This window comes from Neisseria bacilliformis (assembly GCF_014055025.1).
GTDB lineage: Bacteria > Pseudomonadota > Gammaproteobacteria > Burkholderiales > Neisseriaceae > Neisseria > Neisseria bacilliformis.
This window is the reverse complement of the sequence record NZ_CP059571.1, coordinates 413,268-428,893: the sequence shown is the minus strand read 5'-3', so window position 1 is coordinate 428,893 and position 15,626 is coordinate 413,268. Positions and strand designations below refer to the sequence as shown.

General features: G+C 60.3%; 11 protein-coding genes and 1 pseudogene. 9 read left to right on the top strand and 3 right to left on the bottom strand.

Annotated features, from left to right (window positions below; translation table 11 throughout):
• Window positions 1-44: 44 nt before the first annotated feature.
• The 4 genes from H3L91_RS02165 (at window position 45) to H3L91_RS02150 (ending at window position 5,161) form a co-directional block, all read left to right on the top strand.
• Entirely contained in the window at window positions 45-1,799 is a 1,755-nt protein-coding gene (locus tag H3L91_RS02165) for a M61 family metallopeptidase (RefSeq protein ID WP_007341812.1), read from the top strand.
• Between the two features lie 243 nt (window positions 1,800-2,042).
• Window positions 2,043-2,330, top strand: a complete 288-nt coding sequence (gene groES, locus H3L91_RS02160) for a co-chaperone GroES (protein ID WP_040659322.1) — start codon at window positions 2,043-2,045, stop codon at window positions 2,328-2,330.
• Window positions 2,331-2,434: 104 nt separating this feature from the next.
• Window positions 2,435-4,072, top strand: coding sequence for a chaperonin GroEL (gene groL / locus H3L91_RS02155; RefSeq protein WP_007341809.1), 1,638 nt, complete (start codon window positions 2,435-2,437; stop codon window positions 4,070-4,072).
• Window positions 4,073-4,699: 627 nt separating this feature from the next.
• Window positions 4,700-5,161 (top strand): DUF1266 domain-containing protein, encoded by a 462-nt coding sequence (locus tag H3L91_RS02150; RefSeq protein ID WP_007341808.1) that lies wholly within the window; start codon window positions 4,700-4,702, stop codon window positions 5,159-5,161.
• 527 nt (window positions 5,162-5,688) lie between these two features.
• On the opposite strand, the gene H3L91_RS02145 is transcribed toward H3L91_RS02150, so the two are convergent.
• Window positions 5,689-6,651: an IS256 family transposase, variant Zn-binding type gene (locus H3L91_RS02145; protein ID WP_425325894.1), complete on the bottom strand. Its 963-nt coding sequence runs from the start codon at window positions 6,649-6,651 to the stop codon at window positions 5,689-5,691.
• Between the two features lie 147 nt (window positions 6,652-6,798).
• Here H3L91_RS02145 and H3L91_RS02140 point away from each other — a divergent pair, with 147 nt between their 5' ends.
• Together H3L91_RS02140 and H3L91_RS02135 are read left to right on the top strand one after the other, a co-directional pair.
• Window positions 6,799-7,713, top strand: a complete 915-nt coding sequence (locus H3L91_RS02140) for a tetratricopeptide repeat protein (protein WP_154647178.1) — start codon at window positions 6,799-6,801, stop codon at window positions 7,711-7,713.
• 533 nt (window positions 7,714-8,246) lie between these two features.
• Window positions 8,247-9,253, top strand: a pseudogene (locus H3L91_RS02135) (IS5 family transposase).
• 208 nt (window positions 9,254-9,461) lie between these two features.
• Here the strand turns inward: H3L91_RS02135 and yciA are convergent.
• A complete protein-coding gene (yciA, locus tag H3L91_RS02130) occupies window positions 9,462-9,875 on the bottom strand; it encodes an acyl-CoA thioester hydrolase YciA (RefSeq protein WP_007341804.1) in 414 nt (137 codons plus the stop codon).
• A gap of 31 nt (window positions 9,876-9,906) precedes the next feature.
• Window positions 9,907-10,557 carry a glutathione S-transferase family protein gene (locus H3L91_RS02125; protein WP_007341803.1) on the bottom strand — a complete coding sequence of 217 codons (651 nt, stop codon included), beginning with the start codon at window positions 10,555-10,557 and terminating at the stop codon, window positions 9,907-9,909.
• Between the two features lie 252 nt (window positions 10,558-10,809).
• On the opposite strand from H3L91_RS02125, the gene dxs reads away from it, so the two are divergent.
• The 3 genes from dxs to H3L91_RS02110 all read left to right on the top strand — a co-directional run bounded on the left by dxs (window position 10,810) and on the right by H3L91_RS02110 (window position 15,506).
• Window positions 10,810-12,702, top strand: coding sequence for a 1-deoxy-D-xylulose-5-phosphate synthase (gene dxs / locus H3L91_RS02120; protein ID WP_007341801.1), 1,893 nt, complete (start codon window positions 10,810-10,812; stop codon window positions 12,700-12,702).
• A gap of 185 nt (window positions 12,703-12,887) precedes the next feature.
• Window positions 12,888-13,703: a peptide chain release factor N(5)-glutamine methyltransferase gene (gene prmC, locus H3L91_RS02115; protein ID WP_007341800.1), complete on the top strand. Its 816-nt coding sequence runs from the start codon at window positions 12,888-12,890 to the stop codon at window positions 13,701-13,703.
• 306 nt (window positions 13,704-14,009) lie between these two features.
• Window positions 14,010-15,506, top strand: a complete 1,497-nt coding sequence (locus H3L91_RS02110; protein WP_040659318.1) for an oligopeptide:H+ symporter — start codon at window positions 14,010-14,012, stop codon at window positions 15,504-15,506.
• Window positions 15,507-15,626 lie beyond the last annotated feature (120 nt).

Here is a 15,626-nt window from a genome sequence, read left to right as displayed (position 1 = left end):
TTTTTAACATTGCCTAACCCTATCGCCGCCATTAAATTTACACCATGATCACCCACACCCTCCGCCCCGAGCCTAAAGCCCATTATTGGCACATCACCCTCGGCTTTACCCAGACGGACAACGCCCCCGCCGTTTTGAAACTCGCCAACTGGGTGCCCGGCAGCTACACCATCCGCGACTTCGCCCGCCACATCGTCGAAATCCACGCCGAATGCAACGGGCAGCCCGCCGCCCTCGTGCAAACCGCCAAAAACACCTGGCACACCGCCGCACAGGCGGGCGAATGGCGCGTGCGCTACACCGTTTACGCCTACGACCTCTCCGTACGTGCCGCCTACCTCACCGCCGAACGCGGTTTTTTCGACGGCGCGTGCCTCTTGTTTGCCATCGAAGGCCGTCTGAACGAAACCCAAACCCTGGTACTCGAACACCTCCCCGAGGGCTGGCAAACCGCCACCACCCTCCCCGCTATCGGCGCAAACGTTTTTCAGACGGCCTCATACGGCGAACTCATCGACCACCCCGTCGAACTCGGCCGCATCGAAACCCTCGCCTTTGAAGCGCACGGCATCCCCCACTGCATCGCACTCAGCGGACACTACCCCGACTTCGACCGCGACCGCCTCCGCCGCGACGTGCAACGCATCTGCGAAACCCAGCTCGCCATGTTCCCCGACCCCGCCCCGTTTGCCGAATACCTCTTCCTCCTCCACCTCGGCGACAACATCTACGGCGGCCTCGAACACCGCAGCAGCACCGCCCTGCACGCCGACCGCCGCAGCCTGCCCCCGCACGGCATGGGCGAGGCAAACGAAGCCTGCACCGAACTGCTCGGCCTCTTCTCCCACGAATACTTCCACGCCTGGAACGTCAAATCCGTCAAACCCGCCGCCTTCGCCCCCTACGACCTCGACCGCGAAAACCACACCGAACAACTCTGGGCATTCGAAGGCATCACCGCCTACTATGACGACCTCCTCCTCGCCCGCAGCCGCGTCATCAGCCCCGAAAACTACCTCGCCCTGCTGGCCAAAAACATCACCCGCGTGCGCCAAAACAAAGGCCGTCTGAAACAAACCCTCGCCCAATCCTCCTACACCGCGTGGCACAAATACTACAAAGCCGACGAAAACGCCCCCAACGCCCTCGTCAGCTACTACCAGCAAGGCTCGCTCGCCGCCCTCTGCCTCGACCTTGCCATCCGCGAACAAAGCGCGGGCGCGCACTCCCTCGACACCGTCATGCAACAGCTCTACCGCGACTGGCTGCACACACGGCGCGGCATCGCGGAAGGACAGTGGCAAACCCGCTGCCAAGAAATCACCGGCCTCGATCTGGCCGACTTTTTTCAGACGGCCTTACACACCACCGCCCCCCTTCCCCTCGCCGAGAGCCTGCGCACCGCAGGCATCCGCCTGCAATACGCCGCCCTGCCCCGCAGCCACGGCGGCGGACTCGGCACAGACACCCTCCCGTCCGAACCTGCCCCCGATTTCGGCGCGCGTTTCAGCCAAAAGGCCGACCACGCCCTCCTCACCCACATCCTCAACGGCGGCAGCGCGGAAGCCGCCGCCCTCTGCCCCGGCGACAAAATCATCGCCGTCAACAACTACGCCTGCACTGACCTCGCCGGAATCCTTGCCGCCGCCCGCACCGGCGACACCCTCGAAATCCACTACTTCCGCCACGGCCTGCTGCACCGCACCGCCCTCACCCTGCACGAAGCCGAAGCCGACACCGCACTCCTCTATATAGAAGACGCGGACAAACTCGGCCGCTGGCTGGCCGGCACCCTGTAAAACCGGCAAAACCGACGCAGAGGCCGTCTGAAAGCGCGGCATCGGCGCAGCCGAAACCCATTGCGCCTTTTCAGACGGCCTCCCGCCTGCCCGACACATTGGCGCAAAATTTTCCAAACGCGCCCCTTGAATTCGCCTGCCGCAGCCCTATTTTCCCCGCCATCGGGTCGGACGGCTTGCCGTCCGGCTGCTCATTTGACCGCAAAGGTCAGTTTTTATGACTTTTATCCAATGGAGCTTTTTATGACCATCCGTCCCTTACACGACCGCGTTGTCGTCAAACGCTTGGAAGCCGAAGAAAAAACCGCCTCCGGCATCGTCCTGCCCGGCTCTGCCGCCGAAAAACCCGACATGGGCGAAGTGATCGCCGTGGGCGCGGGCAAAGTCGGCAAAGACGGCCAACGCCGCCCGCTCGACGTGAAAGTCGGCGACAAAATCATCTTCGGCAAATACAGCGGCCAAACCGTCAAAGCCGACGGCGAAGAGCTGCTGGTGATGCGCGAAGAAGACATCTTCGGCATCGTCGAATAAGCCAGACGCACCGAAAAGGCCGTCTGAAAAACGCCTTCCCCTTTTTTCAGACGGCCTCATAAAAACATTCCGATTTACAAACTAATCATTTGGAGTTTCAAAACATGACAGCAAAAGACGTACAGTTCGGTAACGAAGTCCGCCAGAAAATGGTCAGCGGCGTGAACACCCTCGCCAACGCCGTGCGCGTAACCCTCGGCCCCAAAGGCCGTAACGTGGTGCTCGACCGCTCCTTCGGCGGCCCGCAGATCACCAAAGACGGCGTTACCGTGGCCAAAGAAATCGAGTTGAAAGACAAATTTGAAAACATGGGCGCGCAGATGGTGAAAGAAGTTGCGTCCAAAACCAACGACGTGGCCGGCGACGGCACCACCACCGCCACCGTGCTGGCGCAGGCCATTGTGGCCGAAGGCATGAAATACGTTACCGCCGGCATGAACCCCACCGACCTCAAACGCGGCATCGACAAAGCCGTCGCCGCGCTGGTGGGCGAATTGAAAAACATCGCCAAACCCGTGCCGGAAAAATCCAAAGAAATCGCCCAAGTGGCCTCCATCTCCGCCAACTCCGACGAAGCCATCGGCCAAATCATCGCCCAGGCGATGAACGAAGTGGGCAAAGAAGGCGTCATCACCGTGGAAGACGGCAAATCGCTGGAAAACGAAGTGGAAGTGGTCAAAGGCATGCAGTTCGACCGCGGCTACCTCTCCCCCTATTTCGTGTCCAACATCGAAAAACAGATTGCCGAGCTCGACAGCCCGTTTGTCTTGCTATTTGACAAAAAAATCAGCAACATCCGCGACCTCCTGCCCGTATTGGAACAGGTTGCCAAAACCAGCCGCCCGCTCTTGATCATTGCCGAAGACGTGGAAGGCGAAGCCCTCGCCACCCTCGTGGTGAACAACATCCGCGGCATCCTGAAAACCGTGGCCGTGAAAGCCCCGGGCTTCGGCGACCGCCGCAAAGCCATGCTGCAAGACATCGCCATCCTCACCGGCGGCACCGTGATTGCCGAAGAAGTCGGCCTCTCGCTGGAAAAAGCCACCCTCGAAGACCTCGGCCAGGCCAAACGCATCGAAGTGGGCAAAGAAAACACCACCATCATCGACGGTTTGGGCGACAAAGCCGCCGTGGAAGCCCGCGTGGCCGAAATCCGCAAACAGGTTGAAACCGCCACCAGCGACTACGACAAAGAAAAACTGCAAGAGCGCGTGGCCAAACTGGCCGGTGGCGTGGCCGTGATCAAAGTGGGCGCGGCCACCGAAGTGGAAATGAAAGAGAAAAAAGACCGCGTGGAAGACGCGCTGCACGCCACCCGTGCCGCCGTTGAAGAAGGCGTGGTGGCCGGCGGCGGCGTCGCCCTCTTGCGTGCCCGCGCTGCTTTGGAAAACCTGCACACCGGCAATGCCGACCAGGACGCAGGCGTGCAGATCGTCCTGCGCGCGGTTGAGTCCCCGCTGCGCCAAATCGTCGCCAACGCAGGCGGCGAACCCAGCGTGGTGGTGAACAAAGTGCTGGAAGGCAAAGGCAACTACGGCTACAACGCCGGCAGCGGCGAATACGGCGACATGATCGAAATGGGCGTGCTCGACCCCGCCAAAGTAACCCGCTCCGCGCTGCAACACGCCGCCTCCATCGCCGGCCTGATGCTGACCACCGACTGCATGATTGCCGAAATCCCCGAAGACAAACCGGCCATGCCCGACATGGGCGGAATGGGCGGAATGGGCGGCATGATGTAAGAGGCCGTCTGAAAAGACCGCTGCGGCATGAAAACGCCGCACGCACCCAAACAGCCGCACGGTTCGCCGTGCGGTTTTTTTGTCCCGTGCACAGGGCGTTGAGGCCGTCTGAAAGCGCAGCTTCGGCGCAGCCAAAACGTTTAAACGGCTTTTCAGACGGCCTCTGCTGCGTATGTAGGGTGTGCGGTGCAAGCCGCGCACGCGGTTTCGGATTTCGGGAACGGTGCGGACTCGCTGCATGGCAGAGAACGCGTGCGTCGCCTTGGAGCGACATTCGGCCTGCGCAGAACGCAGCCATGCACGCGGTCTGCGGGTTCGGAGCAACACACGGATTCGCCGCACAACAGAAAACGTGCGCCGCCCGAGAGGCAGAGGCCGTCTGAAAACATTTGCGGCTCTTGACTGCGTCGAAGCTGCGCTTTCAGACGGCCCCATACCTTGCGGTTTGCTATACTGCCCCCTCTTCCCAACCTTTCCCACAGGAGTGTTTCCCATGAATACGCTGATTGCCATCATCGTCGGCCTGCTGATTGCCGCCGCCGTTATGTATCCCAAAATCGGCCACATGTTCAAAAAGCCCGACAACGACGTCATCCGCTGGTTCAACGCCACCCACGCCGTTCTGCTGTGCATCACAACAAAAACATCCAAATCTACGGCGGCGCGCCGCCCAAAGGCGAATGGCTCAAAAACGAGCGTGCCAGCCTCGAACAATGGTGTGGCGTTACCGACGCCGCCTCGCTGCTGGACATGGTGCAGTGGCTGATGGACGAAGGCCACCGCGCCGAATACCGCAACCGAGGCGAAACCGGCGGCATCGCCGGCTGGGATTACAGCCGCGCCCTCTCGCTGCTCTCCTCCGGCTACCTCAGCAAAGAAGACGCGCTCAACCGCTCGCTGGACATCGCCCGCCGCGTGCAGAAAGAATTCGACTCGTGGGACAACTTCATGGCCTCCTACTTCACCGGCTACGAATACTGGTCGGACGACGAAGGCGGCCAACGCCAGCGCGTTTATATGGCACTCAAAGGCAAACCCGACAGCCTGTACAAACTGCCCTGGCAGCTCGAACTGAAACGGGCGTGGTAAAACAAGCAGCAGAGGCCGTCTGAAAAACATTTTTCAGACGGCCTGTTTTCCATCCCACCCATGCCGCGCAGAGCCTGCCGCAACCGCGTGCGTGGCTGAGCCACACACCCTACAAAACGGCAGAGGCCATCTGAAAAACGGTTTCGGCTGCGCCGAAGCTTCGCTTTCAGACGGCCTCTCAGCAGGATTCATAACGAACCAGCGCAAAACAGGTATTACGCCGCCAACACAAAGGCGGATGATAAGGTAGGGTGTGTGGCGCAAGCCACGCACGCGGTTTCGGGTTTCGGGGTAAGACGCGGATTGGTTGCGCGGCAGAGAACGCGTGCGTCGCCTTGGGGCGACACACCCTACGTCAGCCCTGCCCTGCCGTCATTCCCGCGTTTATGCTCCGAAGGAGTACTGGCGGGAATGACGGCGAGTAGAGGGATGCGGGCTTGCGCAAGGTTTCGATATTGTGGCGTAAGTAACAAAATGGAGGCTGTTTCAGAGGGCTTTGTGTCTAAGTAACAAAATGGAGGCTGCCATTACGGTTCAACAGAGAAATAGTCCTTAATAAACTTAACATTGTTTTCTTGTTTCATCCCTTGATGGCAGGCCAAAAGCCGTTTCATGTCGGAGAATATGCCGTCAAGCAGATTGGTGGTGTTTGGGATGCTCAAACCGGGGTATTGCTCGAACACAAACAGCTTATCCAAGTTCCGTTTCAGGCTGAAATACGCGCTTCCGAGCCTCGGATGGGTGTAGCGGGATTTGCCGGTTTCAGGCTGCTTCGTGCGTTCGTTTAAAAAGTCTTTGTGCTCGTCAAACCATGCTTTCAAACCGCTTTCAAAGTCGGCTCTTGTGCTGTTTTTGAGCGTTAGGGCCAAACGCCAAAGTGCCTTTCCCGCTTCGGTTTGCGGGTTGCGCGTCAGGTGGCGTCGGACGGTTTGTATCTGATGGAAGTGGCAAAGCTGTACGGGAATATCGGGAAACATCTGCGCCAGTCCGCGCCTTCCGTCGCAAACGATGCTTTGGATTTCAATGCCTTTGGCTTTCAGACGGCCTATTGCTTGGGCGTAAAGCATGTTGGTTTCGTTTTTGACTTCGGCAACAGACAATGCCTGCCTGCTGATGCTGTCGAACAAAACCATGACGCCGAATGTGCGGCCGAAGCAGGTGGCGTCCATGATGACGTTGGCTGTTGACGGAGCGGCGAACTGTGCTTTTGGCGCGGCCTTTTTGAGATGGCGCAGGATGGTTTGGCGGCTGCATCCGTGGATTTGTGCAAGCTGTGCGGCGGTTTGTTTGCCTGATGTGCAGGCTTGCCACGGTGTCTGCGGATTGGGCCGCCTGCCGCTGTCAAACTGTCTGCCACATGCGAGGCATTTGTAGCATTGGAGGCCGTTGCGGACACCGTTCTTTTTGACCTGTTTTGAGCCGCAGAAAAGGCATTTTTTGTGTTCAAAACCTTTGAACCTCTTTAAAGCCTTATAGGATAAGGCTTGCAGGGATTTTCAGCCTCCATTTTGTTACTTACGCCGATATTGTAGCCAATGTAAAGAAAACGCTAAAATCCATTACGCTTGGCAACAGGCGTATTTTTTCCAACCCACGGCATCCGAATGCCGCCTGATTTTTATTACGGGAAAATCAAAATGACTCTTACAGCTACACAAAAATTGTTTGCCAAACCGCTAACCGCCGCTTTGGCCGCCCTGCTGCTGGCTTGCGCCGCGCCGGCTTGGGCGGATGATCATGCACAATTTCAACAAGGATACACGGCATATCAAGCAGGCAATTACGCCCAAGCCCTGCGTTTGTGGCAACCCCTTGCCCAGAAGGGCAATGCTGAGGCGCAATTCGCTTTGGGCTTGATGTATGACAAGGGTCAGGGCGTGGCGAAAAACGACCGGCAGGCCGCAGCGTGGTATCAGAAAGCCGCCAATCAGGGCGATGCTGACGCGCAACTCAATTTGGGCTTGATGTATGCCAACGGCCGGGGCGTGGCGAAAAACTACCGGCAGGCCGCAGCATGGTGGCAGAAAGCCGCCGATCAGGGCGATGCTGAGGCGCAATACAATTTGGGTTTGATGTATGACAACGGCCGGGGCGTGGCGAAAAACTACCGGCAGGCCGCAGCGTGGTATCAGAAAGCCGCCGATCAAGGCAATGCTGACGCGCAATACAATTTGGGCTTGATGTATTACAACGGCCAGGGCGTAGCACAAAACTACCGGCAGGCCGCGGCGTGGTATCAGAAAGCCGCCAATCAGGGCGATGCTGCCGCACAATTCAATTTGGGCTTGATGTATGACAACGGACAAGGCGTAGCGCAAAACGATCGGCAGGCCGCAGCGTGGTATCAGAAAGCCGCCAATCAGGGACATGCTAAGGCGCAATACAATTTGGGCGTGATGTATTACAACGGCCAGGGCATGGCGCGAAATTATCGGCAGGCCGCCGCATGGTATAAAAAAGTGCTGGCGCAGCCTGATACGCCGGAAAATGCCGAAGCAAAAGCACTGGCCCGCGAAAATCTGCAAGGATTAAGCAAACGCGGCGTGCGCTAACCGCCCGCATCCGGGCGGCATCAGCGGCAGAGGCCGTCTGAAAACCCGTTTGACAGGTTTCAGACGGCCTTTTTATTTTTCAGACGGCCTGCAAACGGCATAAACCGCGTGCGCCGCCCGGGGGTGGCATCCTACAAAAGTCCGAGTAGGTCGGGCATTTATGCCCGACTGGCAAACGCCGGTAGATTTAAAAAAACGTCGGGCATAAATGCCCGACCTACGAACCCCATTGAAAAACACGGGTGTGTGGCAGCCACGCATACGGTTGCGGTTTAGGGGAAGGCGCGGATGGGTTATGCGGCATAGAACGCGTGCGTCGCCTTGGGGCGACACACCCTACGGTAGGTTCGGCCTCCGTAGAAAACCCAAGTAGGGTGTGGCGCAGCCGCGCACGCGGTTTGCGGTTTTTGGGAAAAGAACGGATTTGCCGTGCGGCAGGGAACGCGTGCCGCCCGAACGGCAAGAGGCCGAGACCTTTGCAAAATCCCCCCAAAATCCCCTAAATTCCCATCAAGACATTTAGGGGATTTCTCATGAGCACCTTCTTCCGGCAAACCGCACAAGCCATGATTGCCAAACACATCGACCGCTTCCCATTGCTAAAGTTGGATCAGGTGATTGATTGGCAACCGATCGAACAGTACCTGAATCGTCAAAGAACCCGTTACCTTCGAGACCACCGCGGCCGTCCCGCCTATCCCCTGTTATCCATGTTCAAAGCCGTCCTGCCCGGACAATGGCACAGTCTCTCCGATCCCGAACTCGAACACAGCCTCATCACCCGCATCGATTTCAACCTGTTTTGCCGTTTCGACGAACTGAGCATCCCCGATGACAGCACCTTGTGCCGCTACCGCAACCGGCGGCGCAAGACGACACCCTGTCCGAATTGCTGGAACTGATTAACTGCCAACTGACCGAAAAAAACCTAAAAGTAGAGAAAGCATCCGCCGCCGTCATTGACGCCACCATTATTCAAACCGCCGGCAGCAAACAGCGTCAAGCCATAGAAGTCGATGACGAAGGACAAGTCAGCAGCCAAACCACACCGAGCAAAGATAAAGATGCTCGCTGGACAAAGAAAAACGGCCTCTACAAACTCGGTTACAAACAACATACCCGCACCGATGAGGAAGGCTATATCGAGAAACTGCACATTACCCCCGCCAATACCCATGAGTGCAACCATCTGTCGCCTTTGCTGGAAGGGATAGCCGAAGGCACGACCGTCTATGCCGATAAAGGCTACGACAGTGCGGAAAACCGGCAACATCTGGAAGAGCATCGGTTGCTGGACGGCATTATGCGCAAAGCCCACCGCAACCGTCCGCTGACGGAAGCGCAAACCAAACGTAACCGGTATTTGTCGAAAACCCGTTATGTGGTCGAACAGAGCTTCGGTACGCTGCACCGTAAATTCCGCTACGCCCGGGCAGCCTATTTCGGGCTGATTAAAGTGAGTGCGCAAAGCCATCTGAAGGCGATGTGTTTAAACCTGTTGAAAGCGGCTAACAGGCTAAGTGTGCCTGTTTGCGCCTAAAAAGCGGCCCGGATGCCTGATTATCAGGTATCCGGGGAGGATTAAGGGGGTATTTGGGTAAAATCAGGAGTGATTTGGGGCGAAAACAGCCGAAAACCTGTGTTTGGGTTTCGGCTGTTGGGGGAAAAGAAATTTTGCAAAGGTCTCAGGCCGTCTGAAAAACATTTTTCAGACGGCCTTTCCGTATGCGGCGCACGGCGTGGGGGCTTTACCCGCGCACGGGGCGCGGGCGGCCTTCGTTGTCGATGGCGACGTAGGTGAACAGGGCTTCGGTTACCAGCCGCTGTTCTTCAAAGCTGGCGAAGGAGGCGGAGTGCACCCACACTTCGATGCGGATTTGCAGCGAGGTGTTGCCGACCCGCGCCACTTCGCCGTAGCAGCCGACCACGTCGCCGACGGCCACGGGGCGGTGGAAAACGATTTTGTCGGCGGCCACAGTTACGATGCGGCCTTTGGCGGTTTCGCAGGCGAGGATGCCGCCGGCGATGTCCATCTGCGCCATCAGCCAGCCGCCGAAGATGTCGCCGTTGGGGTTGGTGTCGGCGGGGCGGGTCATGGTGCGCAAAAGCAGGCTGCCCTGCGGCGCGTTGCGGGTGTCGGCGTTCTGTGTTGCGTCGGTCATGTTGTTTCCTTTATGTTTGAACGGGTTGGGATTACTCGGCGGTTTGGGCGCGGGTTTGGCTGATTTCTTCGAGGCCGTCTGAAATCCACTGCCGCAGTTCGGACAGGGCGAGGATGCGTTCGGCGTAGCGCGCGGCTTCGCCGTTCAGGTGTCCGGCGAGGCCGTAGTGGTGCAGGCGCAGGACGACGGGGGCGTAAAACGCGTCGGCCGCGCAGAAGTCCGCGCCGGCGAGGAAGCCGCCGCCGAAGCGTTCGAGTCCTTCGTTCCACAGCGCGTCCAGCCGTGCGAGTTCGCGCTGCAAACCGGGGGTAATGGCGGGCGGGGCGGCGGGTTCGAGGGTGAAGTTGCACACGGTGCGCAGCACGGGGAAGCCGCTGTGCATTTCGGCGGCGGCACAGCGCGCCCAGGCGCGGGCGGCGGCGTCCTGCGGCCACACCTGCGGATGACGCTCGGCGAGGTATTCGGCGATGGCAAGGCTGTCCCACACGGTTCGGCCGCCGTCATCCAGCGCGGGCACTTGCGAATTGGGCGAGAAGGCGCGCCACTGCCTGCGCTGCTCGGCCTTGTCGGCGGTGAAGTGGTGGACGGTTTCGGCAAAGGGGATGCGCAGCACTTTCATCAGGAGCCACGGGCGCAGCGACCACGAGGAGATGTGTTTGCTGCCGATGTGCAGGGTGTACATGGGGTTTCCTTTCTGATGTTTGCGTGTTTGAGGCCGTCTGAAAAAACGCAACGCGCAACAGCCGCAGGTTTTCAGACGGCCTGCATTCTAGCCCGCGCCCCGTGCGGGTTCAAACCGGATTTGCCATATCGGCCGCGCCGCCGATTGCTATATAATCCGCCACCGCCCAAACAGGCCGTCTGAAAAAACAAAATCCGTTTTTCAGACGGCCTCATCGCAAAATATCAAAAAAATCCCACGAAAAGAACCGCCATGAACCCAACCCCCCTGCTGGACGCCGTCAATCTGCCGCAAGATCTGCGCCTGCTCGACAAATCCCAACTGCCGCAGCTTTGCGCCGAGCTGCGCGCCTTCCTGCTCGAATCGGTGGGCAAAACCGGCGGCCATTTCGCCAGCAACCTCGGCGCGGTGGAGCTGGCCGTCGCCCTGCATTACGTGTACGACACCCCGCGCGACCATCTGGTGTGGGACGTGGGCCACCAGAGCTACCCGCACAAAATCCTCACCGGACGGCGCGGCAGAATGCACACCCTGCGCCAGTTCGGCGGGCTGGCCGGTTTTCCCAAGCGCAGCGAAAGCGAGTATGACGACTTCGGCGTCGGCCACTCCTCCACCTCCATCGGCGCGGCTTTGGGCATGGCCGAGGCCGACCGCCTGATGGGGCGCGACACCCGCAGCGTGGCCGTTATCGGCGATGGCGCGATGACCGCCGGACAAGCCTTTGAAGCCCTCAACTGCGCGGGCGACATGGCCGACACCGACCTTCTGGTCATCCTAAACGACAACGAAATGTCCATCTCGCCCAACGTCGGCGCGCTGCCCAAATACCTCGCCCGCAACGTGATGCGCGACATGCGCGGCGTGCTGCACAACATCAAAAGCCAGTCCGCCTTCGTGCTCGACAAGCTGCCCGCCGTCAAAGAAATCGCGCAAAAGGCCGAAGAAACCATCAAAGCCTATGCCAGCGAAAGCGAGCTGGTGCGCCAGTCGCTCTCCCTGTTTGAAAACTTCGGCTTCGCCTACACCGGCCCGGCCGACGGCCACAACGTCGTCCAACTCGCCGACACCCTCGCCGAACTGCGCCGCAAAAAAGGCCCCAAGCTCCTGCACGTCATCACCAAAAAAGGCCAGGGCTACAAACTGGCCGAAAACGACCCCGTCAAATACCACGCCATCGGCAAAACCCCCGCCCCGGCCGACCCCGCCGCCCCGCCGCCCGCGCCGCGCCCCACCTACACCGAAATCTTCGGCCGCTGGCTGTGCGACCAGGCCGAGGCCGACACCCGCCTCGCCGCCATCACCCCCGCCATGCGCGAAGGCAGCGGCCTGGTCGAATTCGGGCAACGCTTTCCCGAACGCTATTTCGATGTCGGCATCGCCGAGCAGCACGCCGTAACCTTCGCCGCCGGCCTCGCCTGCGAAGGCGTCAAACCCGTCGTCGCCATCTACTCCACCTTTTTGCAGCGCGGCTACGACCAGCTTGTGCACGACGTCGCCCTGCAAAACCTGCCCGTACTGTTCGCCATCGACCGCGCCGGCATCGTCGGAGCGGACGGCCCCACCCACGCGGGCGCGTACGATTTGAGCTTCCTGCGCTGCGTGCCCAATATGACCATCGCCGCCCCCAGCGACGAAAACGAATGCCGCCTGCTGCTCTCCACCTGCTACGCGCTCGACACCCCCGCCGCCGTGCGCTACCCGCGCGGCACCGGCAGCGGCGCACAGGTTTCAGACGGCCTCGATACCCTGCCCGTCGGCAAAGGCATCCTCCGCCGGCAGGGCAAACGCATCGCAATCCTCGCCTTCGGCAGCATGGTACAGCCCGCCCTCGAAGCCGCCGAAACCCTCGATGCCACCGTGGCCGACATGCGTTTTGTCAAACCGCTGGACGAAGCACTCGTCTTGCAGCTTGCCGACACGCACGACTGCCTCGTCTGCGCCGAAGAAAACGCCGTCTGCGGCGGCGCGGGCAGCGCGGTGCTCGAGATGCTGGCGGCAAAAGGCCGTCTGAAACCCGTCCTCCTCATCGGCATCCCCGACACCGTAACCGAGCACGGCGACCCCAAACTCCTACTCGACCAACTCGGCCTGAGCGCGGACAAAATCCGCCAGCGCATCGCCCGATTCGCACAACAGGCCGTCTGAAAAAATAAAACAGCAAAGTAGGGTGTGTGGCGCAAACCGCGCACGCGGTTTCGGATTTTTGGAAAACACAGAATCCGTTGCACGGCAGAGAACGCGTGCGTCGCCTCGGAGCGACACACCCTACCTCACGCGCCGCATCTGCTTTAATACCGCTTTTCAGACGGCCTCATCCCGCCCCCAACCCCATGACCCTCGAAGACTACCTGCGCCACACCCCCCTGCCCAAAAACGAAGCCCGCCTGCTTGCCTGCGCCGCCACCGGCTGGACACCCGCCCAACTCATCACCCGCAGCCGCGAGCCCCTGCCGCCCGACACCGCCGCCGCCCTCTCCGCCCTCGAAAACCGCCGCCTCGCCGGCGAACCCGCCGCCTACATCCTCGGCGAGCGCGAATTCTACGGCCGCCGCTTCACCGTCTCCCCCGCCGTCCTCATCCCCCGCCCCGAAACCGAACACCTCGTCGAAGCCGCCCTTGCCCGCCTGAGCGCAGGCGGCCGCGTATGGGACTTGGGCACCGGCAGCGGCGCAATCGCCGTAACCCTCGCCTGCGAACGCCCCGACGCGCACGTGTCCGCCTCCGACATCAGCCCCGCCGCCCTCGCGCTGGCCGCGCAAAACGCCGCCGCCCACCGCGCCGCCGTGCGCTTCGCCTGCGGCTCCTGGTTCGCCGCCCTGCCCCCGTCCGAAGCGGCGGATTTCGATTTGATCGTTTCCAACCCGCCCTACATCGAAGTGGACGATCCCCACCTGCACCAAGGCGACCTGCGCTTCGAGCCACAACACGCCCTCACCGACTTTTCAGACGGCCTCACCTGCATCCGCACCCTCGCCCACGGCGCGGCACACCGCCTGCGCGGCGGCGGTTATCTCATCGTCGAACACGGCTGCAACCAGGGCGCGGCCGCCCGCAGCATCTTCGCCGCCGCCGGCTGGCAAAACATCAGCACCCTGCCCGACCTCGCGGGGCTGGACAGAATCACCCTCGGGCAAAAGGCCGTCTGAAAATCAAAAAATGCCGTCATTCCCGCGTTTATGCTCCGAAGGAGTACTGGCGGGAATCTTGGTGAATATACTCAAATAATTGTTTCTTCATGAATTGCCAAGTGGCAGAAAAGATTTCCGCCTGTGCGGGAATGACGGGATAGGGTTTTCGGTTTCGCCGAAACTGCGTTTTCAGACGGCCTCAAACCTTTGCACGTTTTGACAAAACCGCCGCAAAGGTTTAAAAATAAAAACGGCCGCTTTGGGCTGCGCCGAAGCTGCGCTTTCAGACGGCCGCAAACAGAAAAACAACGCCACGGAGAACCCATGACCCAAACCTCTGCGCCGAAGACCTTTTTCGGCCATCCTATCCAGCTTTCCACCCTGTTCCACATCGAATTGTGGGAACGTTTTTCCTTCTACGGCCTGCAAGGCATCCTGCTGCTCTATCTCTATTACGAAACCGCCAAAGGCGGGCTGGGCATCGACAAGTCGCTCGCGGGCGGCATCGTCGGCGCGTACAGCGGCACGGTTTATCTCTCCACCGTGTTCGGCGCGTGGGTGGCCGACCGCATCGCGGGGGCGGAAAAAACGCTGTTCGTGTCGGGCATTGTGGTGATGTGCGGCCACATCGTGCTCGCGCTCGTGCCCGGCATCGGCGGGCTGTTGTGCGGGCTGGTGCTGATCGCGCTGGGCAGCGGCGGGGTGAAATCCTCGGCCAGCTCGATGGTCGGCTCGCTGTACGAAAGCGACGAGTTGCGCCCGCTGCGCGACGCGGGTTTTTCCATTTTCTACATTTCCATCAACATCGGCGCGTTTTTCGGCCCGCTGGTTACCGGCCTGTTGCAGGACAAAATCGGTTTCCACTACGGCTTCGGCGCGGCGGCGGTGGGCATGGCGGTAGGCTTGTGGCTCTATTCCTTCGGCCGCAAAACCCTGCCGCACACGCCGCCGCCGCATCCGCTGCCCGCATCGCAGTACAAATACTTTTTCGCCGCGCTGGCCGCCATTGCAATCGCAATCGGCATCGCGGCGGCGACAGGCCGTCTGAACATCCTCAATTTCCCGCAGGTGCTGCTCGCCTGCGTCATCCTCGCCGCCCTGGGCTACTTCGCCCGCCTGCTGGGCAGCACGCGCATCGCGGCGCGGAAAAAACGCCACATCGCCGCCTACATCCCGCTGTTTCTGGCCGTGTGCGTGTTTTGGGCGGTGTGGTTTCAGGTGTACACCTCGGTAACGGTGTATTTCGCCGAAACGGTCAACCGCGATATTTTCGGCTTCACCGTGCCCGTGTCGTGGAAAGACTCGGTGCAGGGCATGTGGGTGGTGCTGTTTTCCGGCATGATGGCCGCCATGTGGACGAAAATGGGCGCGCGCCAGCCGAAAACGCCGCTCAAATTCGCCCTCGCCCTTATCGTTACCGGCGCGTCCTACCTCATCTTCCTGCCCTTTATCCACAGCGGCACGCCGATGCCGATGGCGGTGTTCGCCCTCGTGCTGCTGGCCATCACCCTGGGCGAATTGCTGATTTCGCCCATCGCCATGTCGCTGGCCACCAAAATCGCCCCGGCCGCGTTCAAAACGCAGATGGTCGCCCTCAACTTCCTCGCCTTCTCGCTGGGCTTCACCCTCGGCGGCCTGCTGTTCGACAAGTTCCACCACCCCGAATCCGCCGCCGGAATGGCGCACCTGCTCGCGCGCATCGGCCTGGGCACGGGCGAGGCCGACTTCTACCTGCTGCTGTTCTATATCGGCGCGGCCTGCGGCCTGCTGCTGCTTTTGGCCGCCCCGTTGCTCAACCGCCTGCTCGAAGGCGCGGACTAGGGTTCGTTGAAAGCCGGAGGCCGTCTGAAAATGGCGTTTGGACGTTTTCAGACGGCCTCTCTTCATGCATCAAAAGCACAAAATGCCGCAAAACCACATAAAACAGCCAAAAAAATAACA

Excerpts from the sequence above, each read along its gene's own strand:
- H3L91_RS02165 (WP_007341812.1), top strand. The coding sequence starts at position 45 with ATGATCACCCACACCCTCCGCCCCGAGCCTAAAGCCCATTATTGGCAC.
- groES (WP_040659322.1), top strand. The coding sequence starts at position 2,043 with ATGACCATCCGTCCCTTACACGACCGCGTTGTCGTCAAACGCTTGGAA.
- groL (WP_007341809.1), top strand. The coding sequence starts at position 2,435 with ATGACAGCAAAAGACGTACAGTTCGGTAACGAAGTCCGCCAGAAAATG.
- H3L91_RS02140 (WP_154647178.1), top strand. The coding sequence starts at position 6,799 with ATGACTCTTACAGCTACACAAAAATTGTTTGCCAAACCGCTAACCGCC.
- yciA (WP_007341804.1), bottom strand. The coding sequence starts at position 9,875 with ATGACCGACGCAACACAGAACGCCGACACCCGCAACGCGCCGCAGGGC.
- H3L91_RS02125 (WP_007341803.1), bottom strand. The coding sequence starts at position 10,557 with ATGTACACCCTGCACATCGGCAGCAAACACATCTCCTCGTGGTCGCTG.
- dxs (WP_007341801.1), top strand. The coding sequence starts at position 10,810 with ATGAACCCAACCCCCCTGCTGGACGCCGTCAATCTGCCGCAAGATCTG.
- prmC (WP_007341800.1), top strand. The coding sequence starts at position 12,888 with ATGACCCTCGAAGACTACCTGCGCCACACCCCCCTGCCCAAAAACGAA.
- H3L91_RS02110 (WP_040659318.1), top strand. The coding sequence starts at position 14,010 with ATGACCCAAACCTCTGCGCCGAAGACCTTTTTCGGCCATCCTATCCAG.